The organism is Ruegeria sp. CK3, assembly GCF_056536565.1.
Window position 1 is genome coordinate 310,777 of record NZ_JBQFPV010000001.1, and the last position, 20,890, is coordinate 331,666.

Annotated in this window: 16 protein-coding genes, 1 tRNA gene and 1 pseudogene; 5 read left to right on the forward strand and 13 right to left on the reverse strand. The window is 59.3% G+C overall.

Annotation, left to right across the window (positions count from 1 at the left end):
• Nucleotides 1-136: 136 nt before the first annotated feature.
• Entirely contained in the window at nt 137-1,204 is a 1,068-nt protein-coding gene (gene recA, locus ACR0C3_RS01610) for a recombinase RecA (protein WP_480756819.1), read from the reverse strand.
• A 192-nt stretch (nt 1,205-1,396) separates the two neighbouring features.
• Here recA and ACR0C3_RS01615 point away from each other — a divergent pair, with 192 nt between their 5' ends.
• Entirely contained in the window at nt 1,397-1,990 is a 594-nt protein-coding gene (locus ACR0C3_RS01615) for a sulfotransferase family protein (protein WP_480756820.1), read from the forward strand.
• Between the two features lie 3 nt (nt 1,991-1,993).
• Here ACR0C3_RS01615 and ACR0C3_RS01620 read toward each other — a convergent pair.
• From ACR0C3_RS01620 to guaB, 3 genes and pseudogenes are all read right to left on the reverse strand, one after another.
• Nucleotides 1,994-4,285, reverse strand: a pseudogene (locus tag ACR0C3_RS01620) (ATP-binding response regulator).
• A 110-nt stretch (nt 4,286-4,395) separates the two neighbouring features.
• Entirely contained in the window at nt 4,396-5,553 is a 1,158-nt protein-coding gene (locus ACR0C3_RS01625) for an RsmB/NOP family class I SAM-dependent RNA methyltransferase (protein WP_480756822.1), read from the reverse strand.
• 75 nt (nt 5,554-5,628) lie between these two features.
• Entirely contained in the window at nt 5,629-7,077 is a 1,449-nt protein-coding gene (guaB, locus tag ACR0C3_RS01630) for an IMP dehydrogenase (RefSeq protein ID WP_170374314.1), read from the reverse strand.
• Nucleotides 7,078-7,296: 219 nt separating this feature from the next.
• On the opposite strand from guaB, the gene ACR0C3_RS01635 reads away from it, so the two are divergent.
• Both ACR0C3_RS01635 and ACR0C3_RS01640 read left to right on the forward strand, forming a co-directional pair.
• On the forward strand, nt 7,297-9,342 hold the full coding sequence (locus tag ACR0C3_RS01635; protein ID WP_480756824.1) for an ASKHA domain-containing protein: 2,046 nt from the start codon (nt 7,297-7,299) through the stop codon (nt 9,340-9,342).
• Complete coding sequence (locus tag ACR0C3_RS01640) at nt 9,302-10,222, forward strand: class I SAM-dependent methyltransferase (protein WP_480756825.1); 921 nt, start codon at nt 9,302-9,304, stop codon at nt 10,220-10,222. The genes ACR0C3_RS01635 and ACR0C3_RS01640 overlap by 41 nt, the downstream gene beginning before the upstream one ends.
• 10 nt (nt 10,223-10,232) lie before the next feature.
• Here the strand turns inward: ACR0C3_RS01640 and ACR0C3_RS01645 are convergent.
• The 6 genes from ACR0C3_RS01645 to ACR0C3_RS01670 form a co-directional block, all read right to left on the reverse strand.
• A tRNA-Gly gene (locus ACR0C3_RS01645) sits at nt 10,233-10,306 on the reverse strand.
• Between the two features lie 64 nt (nt 10,307-10,370).
• Nucleotides 10,371-11,198, reverse strand: a complete 828-nt coding sequence (locus ACR0C3_RS01650; protein WP_480756827.1) for a polyphosphate kinase 2 family protein — start codon at nt 11,196-11,198, stop codon at nt 10,371-10,373.
• A 126-nt stretch (nt 11,199-11,324) separates the two neighbouring features.
• Entirely contained in the window at nt 11,325-12,386 is a 1,062-nt protein-coding gene (locus tag ACR0C3_RS01655) for a methyltetrahydrofolate cobalamin methyltransferase (protein WP_480756828.1), read from the reverse strand.
• A 9-nt stretch (nt 12,387-12,395) separates the two neighbouring features.
• The gene (locus tag ACR0C3_RS01660) at nt 12,396-13,322 is read right to left on the reverse strand and encodes a methylenetetrahydrofolate reductase (protein ID WP_170459269.1); all 927 of its coding nucleotides are present in this window, start codon (nt 13,320-13,322) and stop codon (nt 12,396-12,398) included.
• Between the two features lie 26 nt (nt 13,323-13,348).
• Nucleotides 13,349-13,645 (reverse strand): virulence factor, encoded by a 297-nt coding sequence (locus ACR0C3_RS01665; protein WP_480756829.1) that lies wholly within the window; start codon nt 13,643-13,645, stop codon nt 13,349-13,351.
• A 246-nt stretch (nt 13,646-13,891) separates the two neighbouring features.
• On the reverse strand, nt 13,892-15,778 hold the full coding sequence (locus ACR0C3_RS01670) for a PhoX family protein (RefSeq protein ID WP_480756830.1): 1,887 nt from the start codon (nt 15,776-15,778) through the stop codon (nt 13,892-13,894).
• A 180-nt stretch (nt 15,779-15,958) separates the two neighbouring features.
• Here ACR0C3_RS01670 and ACR0C3_RS01675 point away from each other — a divergent pair, with 180 nt between their 5' ends.
• Entirely contained in the window at nt 15,959-17,071 is a 1,113-nt protein-coding gene (locus ACR0C3_RS01675; RefSeq protein WP_170373666.1) for a Ppx/GppA phosphatase family protein, read from the forward strand.
• Nucleotides 17,071-17,793 (forward strand): RlmE family RNA methyltransferase, encoded by a 723-nt coding sequence (locus tag ACR0C3_RS01680; RefSeq protein ID WP_170373665.1) that lies wholly within the window; start codon nt 17,071-17,073, stop codon nt 17,791-17,793. The genes ACR0C3_RS01675 and ACR0C3_RS01680 overlap by 1 nt, the downstream gene beginning before the upstream one ends.
• On the opposite strand, the gene ACR0C3_RS01685 is transcribed toward ACR0C3_RS01680, so the two are convergent.
• The 3 genes from ACR0C3_RS01685 to ACR0C3_RS01695 all read right to left on the reverse strand — a co-directional run bounded on the left by ACR0C3_RS01685 (nt 17,790) and on the right by ACR0C3_RS01695 (nt 20,832).
• Nucleotides 17,790-17,927, reverse strand: coding sequence for a hypothetical protein (locus ACR0C3_RS01685; RefSeq protein WP_170373664.1), 138 nt, complete (start codon nt 17,925-17,927; stop codon nt 17,790-17,792). The genes ACR0C3_RS01680 and ACR0C3_RS01685 overlap by 4 nt on opposite strands.
• A 152-nt stretch (nt 17,928-18,079) precedes the next feature.
• Entirely contained in the window at nt 18,080-19,969 is a 1,890-nt protein-coding gene (locus ACR0C3_RS01690) for a cytochrome c3 family protein (RefSeq protein ID WP_480756832.1), read from the reverse strand.
• Entirely contained in the window at nt 19,966-20,832 is an 867-nt protein-coding gene (locus tag ACR0C3_RS01695) for a YihY/virulence factor BrkB family protein (RefSeq protein WP_480756833.1), read from the reverse strand. The genes ACR0C3_RS01690 and ACR0C3_RS01695 overlap by 4 nt, the downstream gene beginning before the upstream one ends.
• Nucleotides 20,833-20,890: the final 58 nt, after the last annotated feature.

The window sequence follows — 20,890 nt, forward strand, 5'->3', positions numbered from 1 at the left end:
ATCGCCGTGCCCGCAGAGTGTCCACAGCATTGACCTTCCAAACGAAACAAGGCGGCCCGATGGACCGCCCTGTTTAAGGTATTCTCAGCACCGTCGGAGCGCCTGGAGATTTCTGGCGTTCCCTCTCGCGCTTTCCTTAGGCTTCGAGGATATCGTCATCCTCGGCCGCGCCGGGAGGCATGTCGAAGTCCAGACCATGGGCCGCGCGGATCTTGTCCTCGATATCCCACGCGACCCGAGAGTGATCGCGCAGATACTGCTTGGCATTCTCACGTCCCTGCCCGATCCGCTCATCCCCGTAGCTGAACCACGAACCCGACTTCTCGACCACACCGGCTTTGACGCCTAGATCCAGCAGCTCACCCATTTTCGAGATGCCTTCACCGTACATGATGTCGAATTCCACCTGTTTGAATGGAGGGGCCACCTTGTTTTTAACGACTTTGACGCGGGTCTGGTTGCCGACCACCTCATCCCGATCCTTGATCGCGCCGATACGGCGAATGTCCAGACGAACAGAGCTGTAGAACTTCAGCGCATTACCACCGGTAGTGGTTTCCGGGCTGCCAAACATCACGCCGATCTTCATCCGAATCTGGTTGATGAAGATCACCATGCAATTCGAACGGCTGATCGAGCCGGTCAGTTTGCGCATCGCCTGACTCATCAGACGGGCCTGAACGCCGACGTTGCTGTCGCCCATGTCGCCTTCCAATTCGGATTTCGGCGTCAGCGCCGCCACTGAGTCGACCACGACCATGTTCACCGCGCCAGACCGGACCAGCGTGTCGGTGATTTCCAGCGCCTGTTCGCCGGTGTCAGGCTGCGAGATCAGCAGTTCATCCAGGTCAACGCCCAGCTTACGGGCATATTGCGGGTCCAGCGCATGTTCTGCGTCGACAAATGCACAAACGCCGCCACGCTTTTGCTGTTCAGCAATACAATGCAGGGTCAGCGTTGTCTTACCCGAGCTTTCAGGCCCGTAAATCTCAACAATCCGGCCCATCGGCAGACCGCCGATTCCCAGCGCGATATCCAAACCCAGAGACCCGGTCGAGCTCGCCTCGATATCCTGCTTGGCATCCTCGCCCAGCTTCATGATCGAGCCTTTACCGAATTGCCGTTCGATCTGGGCCAGCGCGCTATCGAGCGCTTTTTGCTTGTCCGCGTTTTTCTTGTCGCTCATCGTCAGAAGATCCGCCATTGTCCTGTCGCCTTCCCTTTTGTCACACCCTTTGCCGGGCGGCAATCGCTGCTTTGTTCGCCTCTTGTTCCTTATGGGACCAAAAAGAGAACATTTCAACTAAAACTTACAGATCCTACTCTTGGGCAATTGTGTTAAAGATCCGTTTACGCCAATCTGTCTTCCGAACTATCATCGACATGGGAACACTAAATGCTTGTTTTCTATAAGGAACGCCTTGCGTTTTTATCTGTTCCCAAAACCGGCAGCACCGCATATCACTCCGCGTTGCGTGCTCGCGCGGATATTGTGATCACCCACCCGCCGGAGCTTAAACATGCGCCGGTGCGCCGATATGACCGTTTTATTCAGAACATGTTCCGCAAAATGTACGACACCGAGATGGAGATTATGGCCGTGGTCCGCGAACCCATCGACTGGCTGGGCAGCTGGTACAGGTTTCGTCGGCGCGAAGATCGCATCGGGCATCCGCATTCGACGCGGGATCTCAGCTTTGACGCCTTTGTGCAGGCCTATATGCAGACCCCTCGGCCCGAATTTGCGGATGTCGGTAGTCAGAGCGAGTTCTTCCGCACCCGCAACAATGGCGTCGGGGCCAGCCATGTTTTCAAATACGACCATCAGGACAGCATTGTCGACTTCCTGCAAAGCCGTTTGAATTTCGATTTCACACTAGAGCGCGAGAACGTCTCGCCACCCGCAGAGACAACTCTGTCTTCTGAAGCCGAAGCGGCATTCCGCAAGCATTCTAAGGCCGATTTTGCGGTCTATGAGGCAGCGCAATAGGCGTTAGTTCATCTGCTGAAAAACCGCTTCGGTCAGTTGCGTCAAAGAGAAGGGCTTGGGCAAAAAGGTCGAATTCGGAACCTGAGGACCCGACTCGCCGAACGCGCCCTCGGTATAACCCGAGACAAACACGACTCGGACATCCGGCCGCGTCTCCATGGCCTTGGCAACCCAAGTCGGTCCGTCCATTCCGGGCATGACCACATCGGTCACGAACACATCCACGTTCAGGTTGGCATCTTCCAGCAAGGTCAGGGCATCCTCGGCGGATTCGGCCTCAAGCACCGTGTAGCCTTTCAGGCGCAACGCGCGGGTCGCGAAGGCGCGTACCGGCGCTTCGTCTTCGACCAGTAGCACCACGCCTTCGCCCTGGCGCGCCGTTTTGGAGTCTGGCACATCTTCGGGCTGCACCTCGACGGGTTTCGCTTCGACGCAAACCGGCAAGAGCAGTGAAAACTCGGTGCCGCGACCGGCAGCGCTGTCGACAAAGATGAAGCCACCCGTCTATTTGACGATCCCATAAACGGTCGAAAGACCTAGCCCCGTGCCCTCGCCCGTGCGTTTGGTCGTGTAGAACGGCTCGAACACTTTTTGCAGTTTGTCGGCGGGAATTCCTACCCCACTGTCGATCACCTTGACGGTCATGTAGTCGCCGGGGTGAACGGTGGCTCGGTCGCGGCGTAAAGGCTCGGTCAGGCTCAGCACCTCGGTTTCGATGCGAATCTCACCGCCCTCCGGCATTGCATCGCGCGCATTGACGACGAGGTTCATCAACACTTGCTCCAACTGCCGTTTGTCTGCACGCACAGGCTTGAGGACAGGATCATGGCTCAGGGTCAGTTGAACTTTCTCACCGACCAATCGATTCAACAGATGGATGAGGTCCGAGATAGTGTCACGCACGTCCAGAACCTCGGGCCGCAAGGTCTGCTTGCGCGAAAAGGCCAGTAGCTGGCTGACCAGAGCCGCCGCGCGATTGGCGTTCTGATTGATCTGAACCAAGTCACCATAGTTGGGATCGTTTTGATCATGGCGCAGTAGCAGCAGATCGCAATGACCTGATATCGCGGTCAAAAGGTTGTTGAAATCATGTGCAACGCCTCCAGCCAACTGGCCGACAGCCTGCATCTTCTGTCCCTGAACAAATTGCGCCTCAAGTGTTTTTAGCTCCGTCGCGTCGTTCAGAACCGCGATAAGGTGGGTTTTCCCGTCGATCTGAACCCGGTCCAGAGTGACCTGGACAAACAGCTCTTTGTCATCGCGGGTCAGTCGCTGGAATTCAGATCGAGCGACCTCTTCGCCCGATGCCGTTTGCGCCAGCCACTCCAGAATCGGATGGTTCAGCCCCTGCAGGATCTGATCGATATTGGTCTCGTTCAGATTAAGATTACCCAAAAGCGCCCGCGCCATTTGGTTTGCCTGCAGTATGATCCCCTCAGGCGTCATGCAAAGGATCGGGACGGGCAGTTCGGCAAGTGAGGATCCATGCTGAGGTTGGACAGGCTGAGAAACCGGCATCAAAACGAGGTGCCGCACAGCCCCGGATGCCGAAACGCCCGTGACCACGACGCGCGTTTCCCCTTCATGGGCAAGGACCGAGCAGATCTGACCATTTTGTGGCAAACCGTTCTGAAAGATCTTGTCGATCGAACCCGGTGCCGAACCAAAAAACGCCTTTGCGGCGGAATTGCTGTGTAGCAGGCATCCGCCCCGGCCGATGGTCAGCACGGGAAGAGCGATCTTGTCCCATTGCCCTTGGTGGCCAAGCTTGAACCGCCAGCAGAACAGGTCGTTCCCCAATCGGACCACCGAAACCGGAATGATCTCGCCGCCGGTGATGATGTCCTCATCCGCCGAGCCTTTTGCCTGTGCCAGCGTCTGCAACCTCAAAAGCAAGCTCGATGGGTTGGCGAAAACCGAACGCAGAACCTCGGTCAGCTTGGCCTCCGGGCTGGCTTTCAACTGTTCGCGCGCGATCCGGTTGGCGACGAGAACCGTTCCTTCAGCATCGGCGATAAGGCTTGCGCAATCGTCCTGGTCCACAAAAGTTGCCAGCACATCAAGAGTTTGCTGCGCAGCCTTGTCGGCAAAGAGACCCCTGACCAGAATCCAGAGTGTCGCAAAAAGGACCGATACTCCTACGACGATCATACCCTGCGTCCAGTCCGCAGGCACCCGGCCCGTATATGGCGCAGCGTATAAAAGTGCGGCCAGTCCAACCAGCGCCAAAACACGTGCAGCAGACGGCGTTCTGCGCGAGCGGGGATCGGAGAACGAAAATGTAGAATCGGACATGAACGACCCGGGTAGCTTTTTTGAGAGCAATAACGATCCAAAATGGTTAATGCCCGCTTAACAGAGCTAAGGGGCTAAGAAAACTACCTGTAGTTGTTTGCGGTGGGCTGCTATTTTGTCAGATGCGCCGTGAAAAACCCATCAACGCCATCGGTGACACGCCAATTCCGCTCTAGCGTCACTGTCCAATCGGGGTTCTCCGACACAAAGCTTTCGACAACCTGTGCGTTTTCGTCCTGAAGCATCGAGCAGGTCGCATACGCAAGAAGACCCTCGGGATGAACCAGTTGCGCGACCTCACCCAGGATCGTGCGTTGTAACTTGCTCAATTCGATCAAACGCTCTTCGGTCAGAGCCCATTTTCCGGCTGGAGCGCGCCTCCACGAGCCGCTGCCCGAGCAAGGTGCATCAACAAGCGCGATGTCGAAAGGCGCGAAACTGGCCAGTTCCGCGGTCTCAACGCAGATTACTTTTGCGCCCGCGCGGTCAGCACGGTTCGGCAGGTCCTGCATGCGCTTCGGGTTGATGTCATGCGCAAACACCTCGACCCCCTTATGGGCTGCGAGCGCCAGCGATTTTCCACCACCACCGGCGCAATAGTCAAGAACGCGCAAACCGGGTTTAAGGGGCAAAGCCGCCACAACCGCCTGACTGGCCGCATCCTGCAACTCGACCAGACCGTCCAAGTAAGCCCGGCTTTGCGCAACCTTGCGTGCTCCTTCAACGACGGTCAGAGCCGTCTCGCAGGCGGGATGGAGTTCAGTTTTTATCCCGTCAGCCTCCAAAGCACGAGCCGCGCCTTCCACGTCTGTCTTGCGCAAATTGACCCGCAGATGCACCGGAGCGCGGTTTTGCAGCGCCGCCGCGGCCTCCGTGGCTGCATCGCCCAAAGACGCCGAAAACCGGGGCCAGAGCCAGTCTGGAATATCAAACTGCTCGGCCAGTGACACGAAACCGCGACCCTGCTCAGAGGCTTCAATCGGCGCAGGCGCGTGGCGTTCGCCGGTGAACAGAGTGTCAGGCGCCTGCCCTGCAGCACGCATCGCTCCGATCATCAGGCCGCGACCCGTCTCAGCACCTCCAAGCGCGGAAAAGGACCGTTTGCAGCGCAAGGCCGTAAAAACGTGATCCCGCACCGCTGCGCGATCCTTGGAGCCAGCGAACCGGCTGCGCCGCGCCCACCCAGTCAGGGCTTTTTCAACGGGCGCGCCGTCCAGAATTTGGTCAAGGATCTCGATTGAGGCCTGAACACGGGCTGCCGGGGTCATCTTTCCCTCCGTCGGGTTTTCCAAGAACGCAAAACGGCGCCCGCGTCGGGGCGCCGCCTACAACAGATCACCAGATCACATAACCCGGTAGTTCGGGCTTTCGCGCGTGATCTGCACGTCATGCACGTGGCTTTCCTTCAGACCCGCCCCGGTGATTTTGACGAAATTGCAGTTCTTGCGCATCTCTTCGACTGTGGCACAGCCGGTATAGCCCATGGCCGCGCGCAAACCGCCGACCAGCTGGTGAACAACCGCTCCTGCAGAGCCTTTATAGGGCACCTGACCTTCGATCCCCTCCGGCACCAGCTTGTCATTGGCGGCATCCTTCTGGAAATAGCGATCCGCCGAACCGCGCGCCATTGCACCCAAGCTGCCCATGCCGCGATAGGATTTGAAAGAGCGGCCCTGATACAGGATCACCTCACCCGGGCTTTCATCCGTACCCGCGATCATCGAGCCGACCATGGCGCAGGACGCACCCGCCGCGATGGCCTTGGCGAAATCGCCCGAAAACTTGATACCACCATCCGCGATCACCGGCACATCTCCGGCAGCTGAGGCGCAGTCCATGATCGCCGTCAGCTGAGGTACCCCGACACCGGCCACCATCCGAGTGGTACAGATCGAGCCCGGCCCGATACCAACCTTGATCGCATCCGCGCCCGCATCAATCAGCGCTTTGGTGGCGTCAGCCGTTGCGACGTTACCTGCAATGATCTGAACTTCGTTCGAAAGCGTTTTGGCGCGCTTGACTGCCTCCAGAACACCTTCGGAATGGCCGTGAGCGGTATCGACGACGATAATATCGACCCCCGAGTCGACCAACAGTTCCGAGCGCTCAAACCCTGCATCCCCGACCGAGGTCGCGGCGGCGACGCGCAGACGGCCCAGGTGGTCCTTGCAGGCCGTCGGGTTCAGAACGGCTTGTTCAGTGTCTTTCAGGGTCAGCAGACCGGTCAGCTTGCCCTCGCCATCAACGACCAGAAGCTTTTCGATCCGACGGGCGCGCATCAGGGATTTGGCCTCTTCCAGATCGGCAGGCTCTTGCAGCATCGCCAAATTGTCCGAGGTCATCATGGCCTTGATCGGCGTGTCGTCCGACGTGGCAAATCGCATGTCCCGGTTGGTCACGATGCCGACAACGCGGCCCTGCTCGTCCACAACCGGGAAACCCGTGAAGTTGTAGCGCTGCACCAGCGCCTGCGCGTCTGCCAACGTCTGATCGGCGCGCAGCGTCACTGGGTTGTAAACGATGCCCGATTCGAACCGTTTCACCCGGCGTACCTCGCGGGCCTGTTCCTCAACCGATAGGTTCTTGTGGATCACACCGATCCCACCGGCCTGCGCCATGGCGATGGCCATACGCGCCTCGGTCACCGTATCCATGGCCGAGCTGAGCAGCGGGATGTTCATGGAAATCTGACGCGTCACGCGCGTCGTCGTATCCGCTGTTGCCGGCAGCACTGAAGATGCGCCCGGAACAAGAAGTACGTCGTCAAAGGTAAGTGCCTCACGAATCTGCATCATCAAACCCCATGCAAAAGCCCGTTTGGCGGTGACCCTATTGCATGGATTGACCCGAAGGAAAAGCCCCAGAACCCAAGTTGTTTGCCCTTGGGTAGGAATAGCACGTCACAAAACGACGCTCGTTGTACAAAACGTGCCGCTGACAGGGCTTTCCCTTTGTGAATAAACTCATATCTTCCCCGGCATACGCGCGAACACAATTTAGGCAGGCCGACCATGACCACCGATCCCCTTGTCGTCTTTACCCCCTCGGGCAAACGCGGGCACTTTCCCGTTGGCACCCCGATTCTGACCGCCGCCCGACAGCTGGGCGTCGATCTGGATTCGGTTTGCGGAGGGCGCGGCATCTGCTCGAAATGTCAGATCACGCCCAGCTATGGCGAGTTTCCCAAGCACGGCGTTACCGTCTCGGAAGACGCGCTGAGCGAATGGAACGCTGTCGAGCAGCGCTATGACGACAAACGCGGCCTGAAGCCCGGCCGTCGTTTGGGCTGTCAGGCCTCTGTTCAGGGCGATGTGGTGATCGATGTGCCGCCCGAAAGCCAGGTTCACCGTCAGGTGGTCCGTAAGGCCGCAGCGGCGCGCGCCATCACCATGGACCCGGCCACGCGGCTTTATTTCGTCGTAGTCGAGGAACCCGACATGCACTCGCCCACCGGCGATCTGGAGCGTCTGGAACGTGCCCTGCGCGAGCAGTGGAAGATCGAGGCCGTCACCGCAGATCTGTCCCTGATGTCGAAGCTGCAACCGGTTCTGCGCAAAGGTAAATGGGAAGTCACTGTCGCCGTTCACAAAGGTCATAAGGACCCGGTGGCACGCATCGTCGAAATCTGGCCCGGCCTGCACGAAGGGGGCCTCTATGGTTTGGCCATCGACCTCGGCTCGACCACGGTTGCGGCGCATCTGACCGATCTGGAGACAGGTGAGGTCAAGGCATCCTCGGGCCTGATGAACCCCCAGATCCGCTTCGGCGAAGACCTCATGAGCCGCGTTTCCTACGCCATGATGAACCCCGGCGGAGATCAGGAGATGACCAAGGCCGTGCGTGAGGCGATCAATGACCTGACCACCTCGATCGCTGAAGAAGCGGGCATTGACGCCAGCCTGATCGTTGAGACGGTGTTCGTTTGTAACCCGGTCATGCACCATCTGCTGCTGGGTCTGGACCCGGTCGAACTGGGGCAAGCTCCGTTTGCGCTGGCGACATCGGAGAGCATGTCCCTGCCCGCGCGTGAGATGGACCTGACCACGATGAACCCGCGCGCGCAGATCTACATCCTGCCCTGTATCGCCGGTCACGTGGGTGCCGACTGTGCCGCCGTTGCCCTGTCGGAAGAGCCCGGCAAATCCGAAGATCTGGTGCTGATCGTGGACGTGGGCACCAATGCCGAAATCCTGCTGGGCAACACCAGCCGCGTTCTGGCCTGCTCGTCGCCCACAGGCCCTGCCTTCGAAGGCGCGCAGATCAGTTCCGGCCAACGCGCTGCCCCCGGCGCGATTGAGCGGATCGAGATTGACCCCGTCACCAAGGAACCCCGCTTCCGCGTGATCGGATCCGAGAAATGGTCCGATGAGGACGGCTTTGATCAGGACATCGCCACCACTGGCATCACCGGCATCTGTGGCTCTGGCATCATCGAGGCGGTGGCCGAGATGCGCATCGCTGGCCTGCTGGACGAAAGCGGCCTGATCGGATCGGCCGAGCAAACCGGCACGCCCCGCTGCGTTCCTGAAGGGCGCACACACGCCTATCTGATCCATGATTCCAGCGCGGAAGGTGGCCCTCGGATCACCGTCACCCAAGGTGATATCCGGGCCATCCAACTGGCGAAATCGGCGCTTTGTGCCGGTGCGCGCCTGCTGATGGACGAGATGGAGGTCGACCGCGTAGATCGTGTGGTTCTGGCCGGGGCCTTTGGCGCTCATATCTCGACCAAACACGCGATGGTTCTGGGCATGATACCGGATGCGCCGCTCGATAAGGTTTCCAGCGCGGGCAACGCGGCTGGCACCGGCGCCCGGATTGCCCTGTGCAACATCGGATCGCGCGCCGAGATCGAACGTGTCGTGCGTGAGATCACCAAGATCGAGACCGCCATCGAGCCGAAGTTCCAGGACCACTTCGTCGCCGCCAACGCGATCCCGCACAAAACCGACCCCTTCCCGGAACTCGCACAGGTCGTCACCCTGCCCGCGCCGTCCTTCAACACCGGTGGCGGCGATGAGGAAAAGACTGGCCGCCGCCGCCGCCGGAGGTCATAGTTCCCCTCAAAAGGGGGCTGCGATGCTGAACATCAACGGTGATCAGGAAGAGTTCTGGGGCAAGTCTGAAATGGGTGCCCGCTGGCTGACCTTTGAAGATCAGCTGGACACCTTGTTTCAGCCCGTCCTGGAACTGGTCCTGAAACGATCTGGCCTGTCACGGGGCATGCGGATTCTTGATATCGGCTGTGGCACTGGCGCATCTGCGCTGGCCGCTGCGCAGCTTGTTGGGGTTGAGGGTGCGGTGCGCGGCATCGACATATCGGAACAGTTTCTAGAGCGCGCGCGCCAGCGGGCCAGCAATGCTGGTCTGGGCAATCTTTCGTTTCAATACGCCGACGCTCAGACCACAGAGCTTTCGCGGGGCGATATTGACGCGATGATCTCAAGGTTCGGCGTCATGTTCTTTGCCGACCCGACCGTCGCCTTCGCCAACATGGCTCGCGCCCTGAAGCCCGGTGCGCAGATGACCTTTGCCGCTTGGGGCGGTCTGTCTGACAACCCTTGGTTCAAAACCCCGCATATCGCTGCCACAGCGCGGTTGGGTCAGCCGCCTAAAGTTGACCGGAATGCCCCTGGGCCGCTCGCCTTCCATGACAAGGACAGAGTCGCTGGTCTGATGACCGATGCGGGGCTTGTGGATGTTCAGGTCTCGACGGTTTCGCTGGTGCTAAACGGGCCACTATCGGTCGAAGACGCAGCCCTGCTCTGCACCCGTGTGGGTCCTGCTGCGCGTGTGATCGCGCATTTCAACGGCACCGAAGAGGATGTGCGCGCGATCGTCGATACTGTTGTGCTACAGTTCGAGGAGTACCTCACTTCGGAAGGAACGCGTGTCCCGGCCGCTATCAACCTGCTGCAAGCGCGCCGTTCACAATAGACATTGAAGTTGGAGCGGGTAGCGGGAATCGAACCCGCGCGTTCAGCTTGGGAAGCTGACAGGCTACCATTACATCATACCCGCCGCGAAATTTGAGATACCATCGCCACCTAAGGAACTGCAAGCGCCTTTAAGTGAGGTTTATGGATTACTCTGTCCTCGCCCGCAGGGAGTCGATCAGTGATTGGTCAACATCCAAAGCCTCGCACGCCGCGTCCAAAGTTCGTTTGTCCAAATGCTGTGGGTTTAGATCTATGTCTTTTGAGAACGCATCAACGATGGCCTGCATTGCTTTGATTCTCGCTGATTTTTTGTTGTTAGCCGGAATAACGTGCCACGGTGCAATATCGGTTGATGTACGCGCCAACATCTCATCGACGGCGATCTCGGCCTCGTCCCAACGCTCGCGATTGCGGAAATCCTCGTAAGTTAGCTTCCAGCGCTTCAATGGGTTGCGCAGGCGTTCTGTGAAACGCGCCATTTGTTCGTCTTGTGAGATATGAAAGAACAGCTTTACGATCCGGGTGCCGTCATCAACAAGCATGCGCTCGAAATCGTTGATCTCTCGATATCCCGCCCGCCACCGTTTCTCCGGTGTGAATTTCTCGATCCGTTCCACCAGAACACGCCCGTACCAACTGCGGTCAAAGGCCGAGATTGCACCTTCTGGCGGCAGGCGCTCCCAGAACCGCAGCAGATAGTGGCGGTTGAGATAGTAGTTGCGAGGCGCGCCGATTGGCCAGACTTTGAAACTGCGCGGATCAAGCGCCTGGCTGATACGGCGGATCGTGCCACCTTTGCCAGCGGCATCCCAACCTTCAAAGACGATTACGCCCTTGGTTCCATGGAAGAGAAAAGCTTGCTGAATACGCGCCAGTTTCGCCTGCAGATCAATCAGCTTGTCGAAATAGTCCTTCTTGCCCAACTTCTCACTCAGATTTGCGTCGGCCAGTTTTGGAGGGTGATGTTTGGACATGAAAGCACCTGATCGTTGCGGAAGGGACCGCCCCAGTCTCTACGATATCACGTTTACTGCATTGATCAGGGTCAAACGAAAAAGGCCGGGCGCAGGGCCCGGCCTTTGATCTGATAACTCAGAAAATCAAGCGCGACGGCGACGGCCACCGCCGCGACGACCGCCTGCTCCCCCGGCCGCAGCCGCTTCTTCAGGCGATTTGTTGAACTTGATCCATGCGCCGCCGTGCGGGTCGTTGTTGGTCAGCAGGTTGGCGGCACGGATGGCCTCCATCTCCTTGCCGGCACGCGGCTGGGTCGAGCCCAGACCGAACATCTGAACGAAGGCCTCATCATCCATGCCTTCAGGCAGGATGATACCAGCGGCGGCAACTGCCTCTTTCTTCTCGGCGATTTTCTTCTGTGTCGTTGGCAGAGCAACCGGGTTCATGATCGCAGAGGTCATGCCAGCACCCATCGCCATCGGCAGGAAGGCGTTGTTGATGCCGTGGCGGTTCGGCAGACCGAACGAGATATTGGACGCACCACAGGTGGTGTTCACGCCCAGTTCCTCACGCAGACGACGGACCAGAGCGAAGACCTGTTGGCCAGCAGTTGCCATCGCGCCGATCGGCATAACCAGCGGGTCAACAACGATGTCATGCGCCGGGATGCCGAAGTCGGCAGCGCGCTCAACGATCTTCTTGGCCACGACGAAACGCACATCGGGGTCTTCAGAGATGCCGGTATCGTCGTTCGAGATCGCAACAACAGGAACGTTGTATTTCTTGACCAGCGGCAGAACCAGTTCCAGACGCTCTTCTTCGCCGGTAACCGAATTCAGCAGCGGACGGCCTTCAGCCGCCTCAAGACCGGCCTCCAGCGCGCCGGGAACCGACGAGTCGATGCAGAGCGGGACGTCAACCAAACCCTGAACCAGTTCAACGATCTGGCGCATCAGCGGCGGCTCGGTCTCGTTCGGGTTGGGGTTCGAGTTGTAGACAACGCCTGCGTTGATATCCAAAACGGTCGCGCCTGCAGCGACCTGAGCCAGCGCGTCTTTCTCAACGGTCGAAAAGTCGCCCGCCTCAAGCTCAGCGGCCAGTTTTTTGCGGCCTGTGGGGTTGATCCGCTCACCAATCACGCAGAACGGTTCGTCAAAGCCCAGAACGGCGGTTTTTGTTTTTGATTCTACGACTGTACGGGTCATGTCCGTTCCTTAAGCGTTAACCGGCTTCGCCGAAGCGCCGCCGTTGTTGATAGCCCAGTTGGCGTTGGTCTTGATGCCGCCAAGGGGGAAGAAGTGTACGTTGGTGATGTTGAAATCCGGGTTCGCCGCTTTGTATTCGGCCAGCTCGGTGATCACATCATTCGGCTCATAAGGCAGCAGCAGCTTGGAGACATCCATGGCGCGCTTTTGCAGAACTTTCAGCGACGGGCCAACGCCACAAGCGATGGCGAACTTGATCAGGGTCTGCAGCTTGGCAGGACCTGCGATACCGATATGAACCGGGATGTCGATCCCTGCCTCTTTCAGGCCGTTCGCCCACTCGATGATCGGCTTTGCGTCGAACGCGAACTGAGTGGCCAGCGCCATCTCGGCGTCGGTGGTTTCGCTGAATTTTTGTTTCCAGCGCAGTGCGTCGTCAACATTCTTGGTCGAGCCGTCCGGGTCGATGTCCTTGTTGCCTTCGGGGTGACCGGCAACATGCAGGCGCTTGAAACCGGCTTTGTCGAACAGACCGGACTCCAACAGTTGCATCGAGCTGTCGAAATCACCATGGGGCTTCGCCACACCACCGGCCAGCAGCAGCGCCTGATCAACGCCCGCTTCGCCCTGATACATCGAGATCCAGTTCTCAAGCGTCGCGGCATCCTTAATGATACGCGCGGGGAAGTGCGGCATGACCGGGTAACCCTCGGCGGCGATGCGCTTGGCGGTTTTCACCATGTCTTCGATCGGAGTGCCCTCGATATGGGCGATATAGACACGGGTGCCTTCGGGCAGCAAAGCACGGAAATCTTCGACCTTTTCAGCGGTGCGCGGCATTACCTCTATCGAGTAGCCCTGCAGAAAGGCTTCGACGGTCGGATTTACAGGGCCGTTTTCGGCGGCATCACGTTTCTTGAAGTTCAGCAAAGCCATTGCGGCCTCCCATATAGATTTCGGGCTCATGCCCAACCGTCATTCGCGATCAGTGCCTTGATGCGGTCCTGATCGTATTCCGTTTCCAGACGCACAGCCTGCGCTTCGGCAATCTCGGACGGGTCGCCCTCAACCGCGAAAGGCTCGGCCTTGCGCCATTCGGCCACGTAGGCATCACTGTCCTTGGCATTCACCTTCATGGCGGCGCGGTCGATGGCCTGTTCAAACCGTTCTTCCAACTGCCGCTTTGCGCCACGACGGCCTTTGCCGACGATGACCTGAGCGGGAATGTCGCGCCAGTACACGATGGTGACGTCAGGCATAGCTGTGATTCCTCCTAACCAATGGGGCGGTTCTAAACGTCTATATTGGGCTAAGGAGGTCGGTTTTCGACACCCAGCGCCTTCCAAGCGACCTTTTTGCCTATGACGGTGTACAGTGGTTTTAGCCGGGTTTCACAGAAAACCAGATATCAAAACTTTCAACGCTTGTATGAGGATGGCTCAACACAAGCAAAAACCCCGGGCGGTAACACCGTCCGGGGCTTGTTTTTAGGGGCGTTTTCGGCCTTAGCCGACTAAACCGCCATCGTCACGCGTGACCGCGATGATGGCCGAGCGTGGCACGGCATCGCCGCCTTCGGGCCAGTGGCTGTTGCCGTCCTCACCGGGGTGCTGGACGCCCACGAACATGGTGCGGCGATCCGGCGACCAGCTGAGGCCGGTGATCTCGCACTCATTCGGGCCGACCAGGAAGCGACGGATTTCGCCGGTGACCGGGTCACCTGCCAGCATCTGGTTGTTGCCCTGACCTTCGAAATCACCTTCGTTGCCATAGTTGCCGTCGGTCTGGATCCACAGCAGGCCGTTGCTGTCGAATTTCAGACCATCGGGTGAGTTGAACATGTTCTCGGCATTGACGTTGTCCGACCCGCCATAGGTGTCCTGATGGACATTCGGGTTGCCCGCCAGCACATACAGATCCCAGGCAAAGCCGGACGCGGTATGATCGCCACCTTCAGGACGCCAGCGTACGATCTGGCCATAGTTGTTGGCCTCGCGCGGGTTCGGACCATTGACCGAGGTGTCATCCCCACCGGCATTCGGCTTGACGCCCCGGTTTTTGTTGTTGGTCAGACAGCAGTAAACCTCGGCCACGTTCGGGTTGGCGGCCACCCATTCGGGGCGGTCCATGGTGGTCGCGCCCACAGCAGACGCGCCCTGGCGGGTGTGGATGCTGACCTCAGCCTGCGAAGCCAAACCGGTTGTTTCAGGCGTCAGGTCCAGCCATTCACCGGTACCGTCATCGTTGAATTTTGCGACCGACAGGGTTCCGTTTTCCAGCAGAGCGTTGGTATCGACGCCAGCCGCATAGACACCGTCCGACACGAAGCGGTACAAGAACTCGCCGCGCTCGTCATCGCCCATATAGACAACAACGCGACCGTCATTATTGACCACAGATTCGGCATTTTCGTGTTTGAAACGGCCCAGAGCGGTCAGTTTGCGCGGGGTCGAGGTCGGGTCGGTAGGGTCGATCTCAACCACGTAACCGGCGCGGTTCGGTTCATTGGGGTTCTTCGAGACGTCAAAACGCTCATCGATCTTGGCCCAGCCATAGCCCCAATCCTTGGATGAGACGCCATAACGCTTAAGCTCGGCGCTGACTTCGTGGGCTTCGTCTTCCGCCGAGAAGTAGCCGTTGAAGTTTTCTTCACAGGCCAAATAGGTGCCCCACGGTGTCATGCCGTTGCCGCAGTTGTTCCAGGTGCCCTTGGAGGTCGTGCCGGTCGGGTCAGCAGCGGTTTTCATCAGGTCATGGCCCGCGGCCGGTCCGGTGATGGTCATGTCGGTCTGCGGCGTGATGCGGCGGTTATACGGGCTGTCCTTGACGATGCCCCATTTGCCGTCGGTATTGGCAATCTCGACCACGGTCACACCATGGGCCATCATGCCCTTGGCGACATCATCGTCCGAGGCCGCCTTGGCGTCCGGATTGTTGCCCCACAGAATATCGCGGTTGGTGTACTCGTTGTTCACGACCAGCAGAACGTGACCGTCATGGAAGAAAACGTCCTGACCGTCGGTGTTGTCGCCAAAGGCGCGTTCCTGGCTGGCGGCGGTGCCACGGGTCGCAGGATCGAATTCAGGTGCGTCGGACCACAGCGGGTCCCCCCAGCGCACCATAACCTCGGCCTTGTAGCCTGCGGGTACGACCACCTCATCGGCAGTCGAGACGGGAATCGCCTGGAACGAGAACCGATCAGCTGACGCGCGTGCACCTGTGGGCAGAAGCGAGCCGCCTACTGCAGTAAAGCTGCCCATGGCCAGAACGCCCCCAAGAAAGCCACGTCGCGACAAGGCGCGCTCGACCACGCGGTCGAATTCACATTCCTCGGGGCGCGGATTTACGACTTCATCAAATTCATCGAAGGACAGGGTGCGCTCATCTTTCATGGCAGTCTCCGTATCTGGCTGTAAGCTTGAAGAGAATCCCGAAATGGGGATCGGCACGGGAATTGCATTTCAGTATGAACGCTGTGTGACACTCACGTTAAATTCAAAATTGAAATCACTTGCGCGTCGGCGAGACCCCGCCTAGGGTCAACTTAACTCGAAAATCGGAGGGCGTTACGAATGGCGCCCAAGCGTCCCAAAGGTGCGGGCGCGTTCCCGAAGGCGGTCGAAAGCCCCGCGCCGGCAAGACCCGATCCAGATGCACTCTATGCGGCGTTGGATCTGGGGACAAATAGCTGCCGCATGTTGATAGCCCAACCCAAGGGGAGCGGGTTCCATGTGGTCGACAGTTTCTCCAAATCTGTGCAGTTGGGCGCGGGTTTGGAACGCACGGGACGCCTGTCCCGGGCGTCCATGTCGCGCACTGTTCAGGCGCTGCGAATCTGCCAGCAAAAGCTGAAGCGAAACAAGGTCAAACGGATGCGTTTGGTCGCAACCGAGGCCTGTCGGCGCGCCAAGAACTCACGCGATTTCATCCGGCAAGTACGGCGTGAAACCGGCCTGAACCTTGAAATCATCCAGCCCGAAGAAGAGGCCCGTCTGGCCGTCATCTCCTGCGCGCCTCTGGTGTCGACCAAGACCGAGCAGTTGCTGGTCGTGGATATCGGTGGCGGCTCGACGGAGTTGGTGTGGATCGACATCTCTTCCGTGCCACGCCGCGATCGGCCTGCGGCGATCATGCGTTTGCATAACGGGTTTCACACCGCCGACAGCCCCTTCCCGGCCGCCAAGGTCGTGGACTGGATCAGCGTCCCGCTGGGCGTCGCAACCCTGCGCGACCAGTTTCATGACGTTGAGGATGACTCGGCCCGGTTTGCGCTCATGAGCTGGTTTTTCGAGGAAAACCTCGCCGACTTCGCCCCTTACAAGGACGAACAGACCCGAGCGGGTTTTCAGATCGTCGGTACAAGCGGTACTGTCACGACCGTAGCCGCCTCGCATCTGGGCCTGAAGCGCTATGACCGGACCAAGGTGGACGGTTTGCGCATGACCAGCGATCAGATTGACAAAGTCATACGCGGGTATTTAGAACTCGGCCCTCACGGGCGACGCCGGGACCCTCGGATTGGGGATGACCGGCAGGCCCTGATCATGTCCGGCTCGGCCATTTTGCAGGCCCTTTTGCGTTGCTGGCCCACCGACCGCCTGTCTGTGGCGGACCGGGGGCTGCGTGAAGGGTTGCTTTATGCGCAGATGAGCGCGGACGGCGTATTGGAAGACGGACCGTTCTGATGGCGAAAACACCGAGTGGAAAAAACACCTCAGGCCGCGGACAGCGCGACCTGAAGGTTAAGGTGAAGACGGCGCGTGGGCGCAAGCTCAGCTCGACCCGGTGGCTCGAGCGGCAGTTGAACGACCCCTATGTCAAGCGCGCGAATGCCGAAGGCTATCGTGGGCGCGCTGCGTTCAAGATCCTAGAACTGGACGACAAATTCCGGTTTCTGGTTCCCGGCGCGCGCGTCGTTGATCTGGGTTGTGCACCCGGTGGCTGGCTGCAGGTCGCCGTCAAGCGGGTAAATGCACTGGGCGAGAAAAGCGGCAAGCGTATTGGCACCGTTCTGGGTGTTGACCTGCAGGAGGTCGAACCTGTTGCAGGCGCGACGGCTCATGTGCTGGATTTCATGGAAGATGACGCGGACCTCAAGGTCAAAGAGTGGCTGGGCGGCAAGGCTGACGTTGTGATGTCGGACATGGCTGCCGCGTCTTCGGGTCACAAGCAGACCGACCACTTGCGGATCATGGCATTGTGCGAAACCGCCGCTTATTTTGCCTTTGACGTGCTGGAGGATGGCGGCACGTTTGTGGCCAAGGTTCTGGCCGGTGGCGCCGAGGGCGATCTGCAAAAGCTGCTCAAGCAGAAGTTCGAGAAAGTTGCAAACGTCAAACCGCCTGCATCGCGTTCGGACAGTTCCGAGAAATTCGTGGTTGCGACCGGGTTCAGGGGCGGCGCCTAGTCCTCGAGCGCGATCTGACCAGCCAGCCGCTGTTCGCGAAGCGACGCGGCTGCGATACCTTGCAGCATCAGCCCCTCACCATGGTTTAGATCAATCGGCTTGCGGTCCCGAAGCTCCGCGATCCGTTGATCCATTGAGACCTGCCTGCCCCTTGAGGCAGGCTGTTTCAAAACATGTTCCGACATGTGACACCTTTTACGACCTAATGGCCTGACACCCTCGGACACAGGTCTAGCGGTCAAATCTGCCGGGATGATGGCGCGAAACGGGCGCGTAAAGGCCGTTCTTATGGCCCGAGTTGCCGGGACAGCTCTTGAAGGTTCGGATCATTTGGAATGCGCTGTAGGCCTTCCTGTACGATTTCACGCGCAGCTTGCGGCCCGCGATTGATCTGTGCCAGCTGCACCAGCATCGGCCAGGCTTCGGCGCGTTGAGGGTCGAGGGTCACGACCTCGCGAAAGGCACGCTCGGCGGCGGATGCGTTGCGAAAGGTCAGTGCCATACCGCCTAGCACCATGTGGGTTTCAGGGAAATCCAGACGGTTTGTGATTGCCCCTTGCCACTCGGCAGTGGCCTGCCCTGCCAGAACCCGCTGTTCCTTGGTCATCGCCTCGGGCGGGATTGTCAGGACCTCTTTCGCCGCCGAAATCCGAACGTTGCGCAGCGGGTCTGAGAGCAGCGGCTCCAACCGCTTCACCTGATCTCGGGGAGAGGCCTGACGCTGCAACGTCACAGCGTTGGCCCGAACCAGCGGGTCGGCATCCGTCAGTAATTCTGCTGTTGCGTCGGCCACCTGACGGGAGCCGAAGGGTTGCAGCAGATATGCCGCTGTTGCGCGCACGATCCCAGCCTGAGACGGATCGGTGGCAATCGCCAGCAACCCGTCGGGACTGCCCGCCTGCCCCGCCATCGCTGGAGCGAACACCGAACCGAAATGCGGGCCGCGATGGGTTGAAGTCGGAAACCAGCCCTCGATTTGCGCCGCGGCCCATGGCTGGTCTTTGTCGGTGTGGCAATCGGTGCAGGCATCCTGCCCAAGCCCCAGATCAGGGCGCGGCACACGGAAACTGTGATCCCGCCGACCGTCGACGCCCATATAAACACGCTCGATCATGTGGCAGGTCTTGCATTGCGCGCCTGTGCTATCTTCGGGGTGGTGATGATGATCAGGGGTGTCATACTCCTTGCGAGACAGGGTCGGGAAATCCGGATTACCCGCCGGTGAATGGCATTGCGTACAAACTCCGTTGCCCTCCGCCCTCAGCTTCGCGCTATGGGGTTCGTGGCAGTTCATGCAGCCCACGCCCTGCGCGTACATTTTGGACTGCAGGAAGGACCCGTAAACATAGACCTCATCCAGAATCTGGCCGTCGGGGTGATAGGCCCCCGGTCGCAGAAGCGCGAGATTGTAGGCGTCGTGATAGGGCGTTCCGGGCAGAGGGTTGCCCTGCTCATGCGCCTCGCGACGGGAATGGCACCCTACGCATTGCTGAATTTCCGCCTCGGTCTGGCCTTTGCCCCATGACATTGCGAAACCGGCCTCACCTACCCCTTCTGGCAGTACACGGCCATTGACCCAATCCATATGTGCCGAGCCGGGGCCGTGGCAGGCCTCACACCCGACACCGATCTCAGCTTGGCGAGACTGGTAGCTGCGGGTTTGCGCGTCGTAGTTCTTTTCAAATCCCGTTGCGTGGCATTCGGCGCACCGGGCGTTCCAGTTCTTGTAAGGCCCGGTCCAGTGCAGTCCGTCATCCGGGGGCAGATCCTGATCCGGGTAGAGGTGAAACCAGCGTTCGTTTTCCGTGTCCCAGACCACATCAAAGCTCTGCAGTCGGCCGGGCTCCGTTTCGAACAGGTATTGCTGCAAGGGTTCAATACCGACGACCGAGTGGACGTCATATTCGGTCATCACTCCGTCTTTTTCAGTGACCTGAGCGGTTGGGACCTCGCCGCTATGGTCGAACAGGACCGACATACCATCATGCTCAAAGCGGGTGCCCTCAAAATCGGCAACCATCTTCCCTGCCCCGACTTCTGTCCAGGCCAGCGCGTGGTGAGAGTTTGCCCAGGCCTCGGCCTCGTCCACGTGACAGTCAGTGCATTGATCCGAACCGACATAGGACTGCGCGTTGGCGGCCCCGGCCAATGCAACAAAGATCAAAACCCACCTCATGCCGGGGCGCTTTCTTCGTCGCGCTGCATATCCATCAGAGCGCCGTTATACTCGGCCCCGAGGATCAGGATCGCAGCGCACAGATACAGGAAAATCAGCGCCGCCATGGCCCCCGCCAACCCGGCATAGGTTGCGCTGTAGCTGGCGAACTGGCCGATATAGATGGAAAACCCCCACCCTCCGGCCCCCAGCAGAACGAGGGTCAGAACGACGCCGGGCAAGATCTGCGTCACCCGATGGCGCCCGGTTGGCAGGATCAGATGCGCCAGCAGGATCGTACCCGCCGGAACCGCAATCGTGAAGGTCCAGCGCAGCCGGTCCACCGACAACCAGTTCGAGACATCTACATCCGTATGCTCGGAAACGAGCTGAGTATAGACAGGCAACACAACCTCGACCGCAGCGATGATCAGGATCGCAGCACCGCCCAGAATGACCAGCCCAATGCACAGCAGCCGCGTCTTCCAGAACGGCCAGCTGTCCTGATCATGATAGGCCTGATTCATCGCCGCCCGCACTGCGGCCACGCCGTTCGAGGCGAAATAGACCGCCAGCAGACCGCCAATGGTAATCACGCCCGAGCTGGAGTTCTGCAACACCGCGCGCAGCTCCGAGACGATCGGAGCAGCCACATCCTGTGGCCACGCGCCGAAAATTAGCTCGATCAACTCGTCATTCACATAGCCCTGAGACAAGGCGCCCGCCAGCGCCACGGTAAACAGAACAAACGGAAAAAGCGCCATCATCATCGACATGGCGACATGGCTGCTCATGATAAAGCCGTTCTTCTCGCCAAAGCGCCGAACGGCCAGGAAAAGCGCCTTTACCAAACGGCTTGATATGGGATTCGCAGCACTGGACATAGGGAACTCTACCCTGCGCACCCTACGGGTAGAAGCCACCCAAGCGGAAAATCAATCA

Coding starts and splice junctions, on each gene's coding strand:
- ACR0C3_RS01615 (WP_480756820.1), top strand. CDS start 1,397: ATGCTTGTTTTCTATAAGGAACGCCTTGCGTTTTTATCTGTTCCCAAA.
- ACR0C3_RS01635 (WP_480756824.1), top strand. CDS start 7,297: ATGACCACCGATCCCCTTGTCGTCTTTACCCCCTCGGGCAAACGCGGG.
- ACR0C3_RS01640 (WP_480756825.1), top strand. CDS start 9,302: ATGAGGAAAAGACTGGCCGCCGCCGCCGCCGGAGGTCATAGTTCCCCT.
- ACR0C3_RS01655 (WP_480756828.1), bottom strand. CDS start 12,386: ATGACCCGTACAGTCGTAGAATCAAAAACAAAAACCGCCGTTCTGGGC.
- ACR0C3_RS01685 (WP_170373664.1), bottom strand. CDS start 17,927: ATGGATCAACGGATCGCGGAGCTTCGGGACCGCAAGCCGATTGATCTA.
- guaB (WP_170374314.1), bottom strand. CDS start 7,077: ATGCAGATTCGTGAGGCACTTACCTTTGACGACGTACTTCTTGTTCCG.
- recA (WP_480756819.1), bottom strand. CDS start 1,204: ATGGCGGATCTTCTGACGATGAGCGACAAGAAAAACGCGGACAAGCAA.
- ACR0C3_RS01680 (WP_170373665.1), top strand. CDS start 17,071: ATGGCGAAAACACCGAGTGGAAAAAACACCTCAGGCCGCGGACAGCGC.
- ACR0C3_RS01665 (WP_480756829.1), bottom strand. CDS start 13,645: ATGCCTGACGTCACCATCGTGTACTGGCGCGACATTCCCGCTCAGGTC.
- ACR0C3_RS01650 (WP_480756827.1), bottom strand. CDS start 11,198: ATGTCCAAACATCACCCTCCAAAACTGGCCGACGCAAATCTGAGTGAG.
- ACR0C3_RS01675 (WP_170373666.1), top strand. CDS start 15,959: ATGGCGCCCAAGCGTCCCAAAGGTGCGGGCGCGTTCCCGAAGGCGGTC.
- ACR0C3_RS01695 (WP_480756833.1), bottom strand. CDS start 20,832: ATGTCCAGTGCTGCGAATCCCATATCAAGCCGTTTGGTAAAGGCGCTT.
- ACR0C3_RS01690 (WP_480756832.1), bottom strand. CDS start 19,969: ATGAGGTGGGTTTTGATCTTTGTTGCATTGGCCGGGGCCGCCAACGCG.
- ACR0C3_RS01670 (WP_480756830.1), bottom strand. CDS start 15,778: ATGAAAGATGAGCGCACCCTGTCCTTCGATGAATTTGATGAAGTCGTA.
- ACR0C3_RS01660 (WP_170459269.1), bottom strand. CDS start 13,322: ATGGCTTTGCTGAACTTCAAGAAACGTGATGCCGCCGAAAACGGCCCT.
- ACR0C3_RS01625 (WP_480756822.1), bottom strand. CDS start 5,553: ATGACCCCGGCAGCCCGTGTTCAGGCCTCAATCGAGATCCTTGACCAA.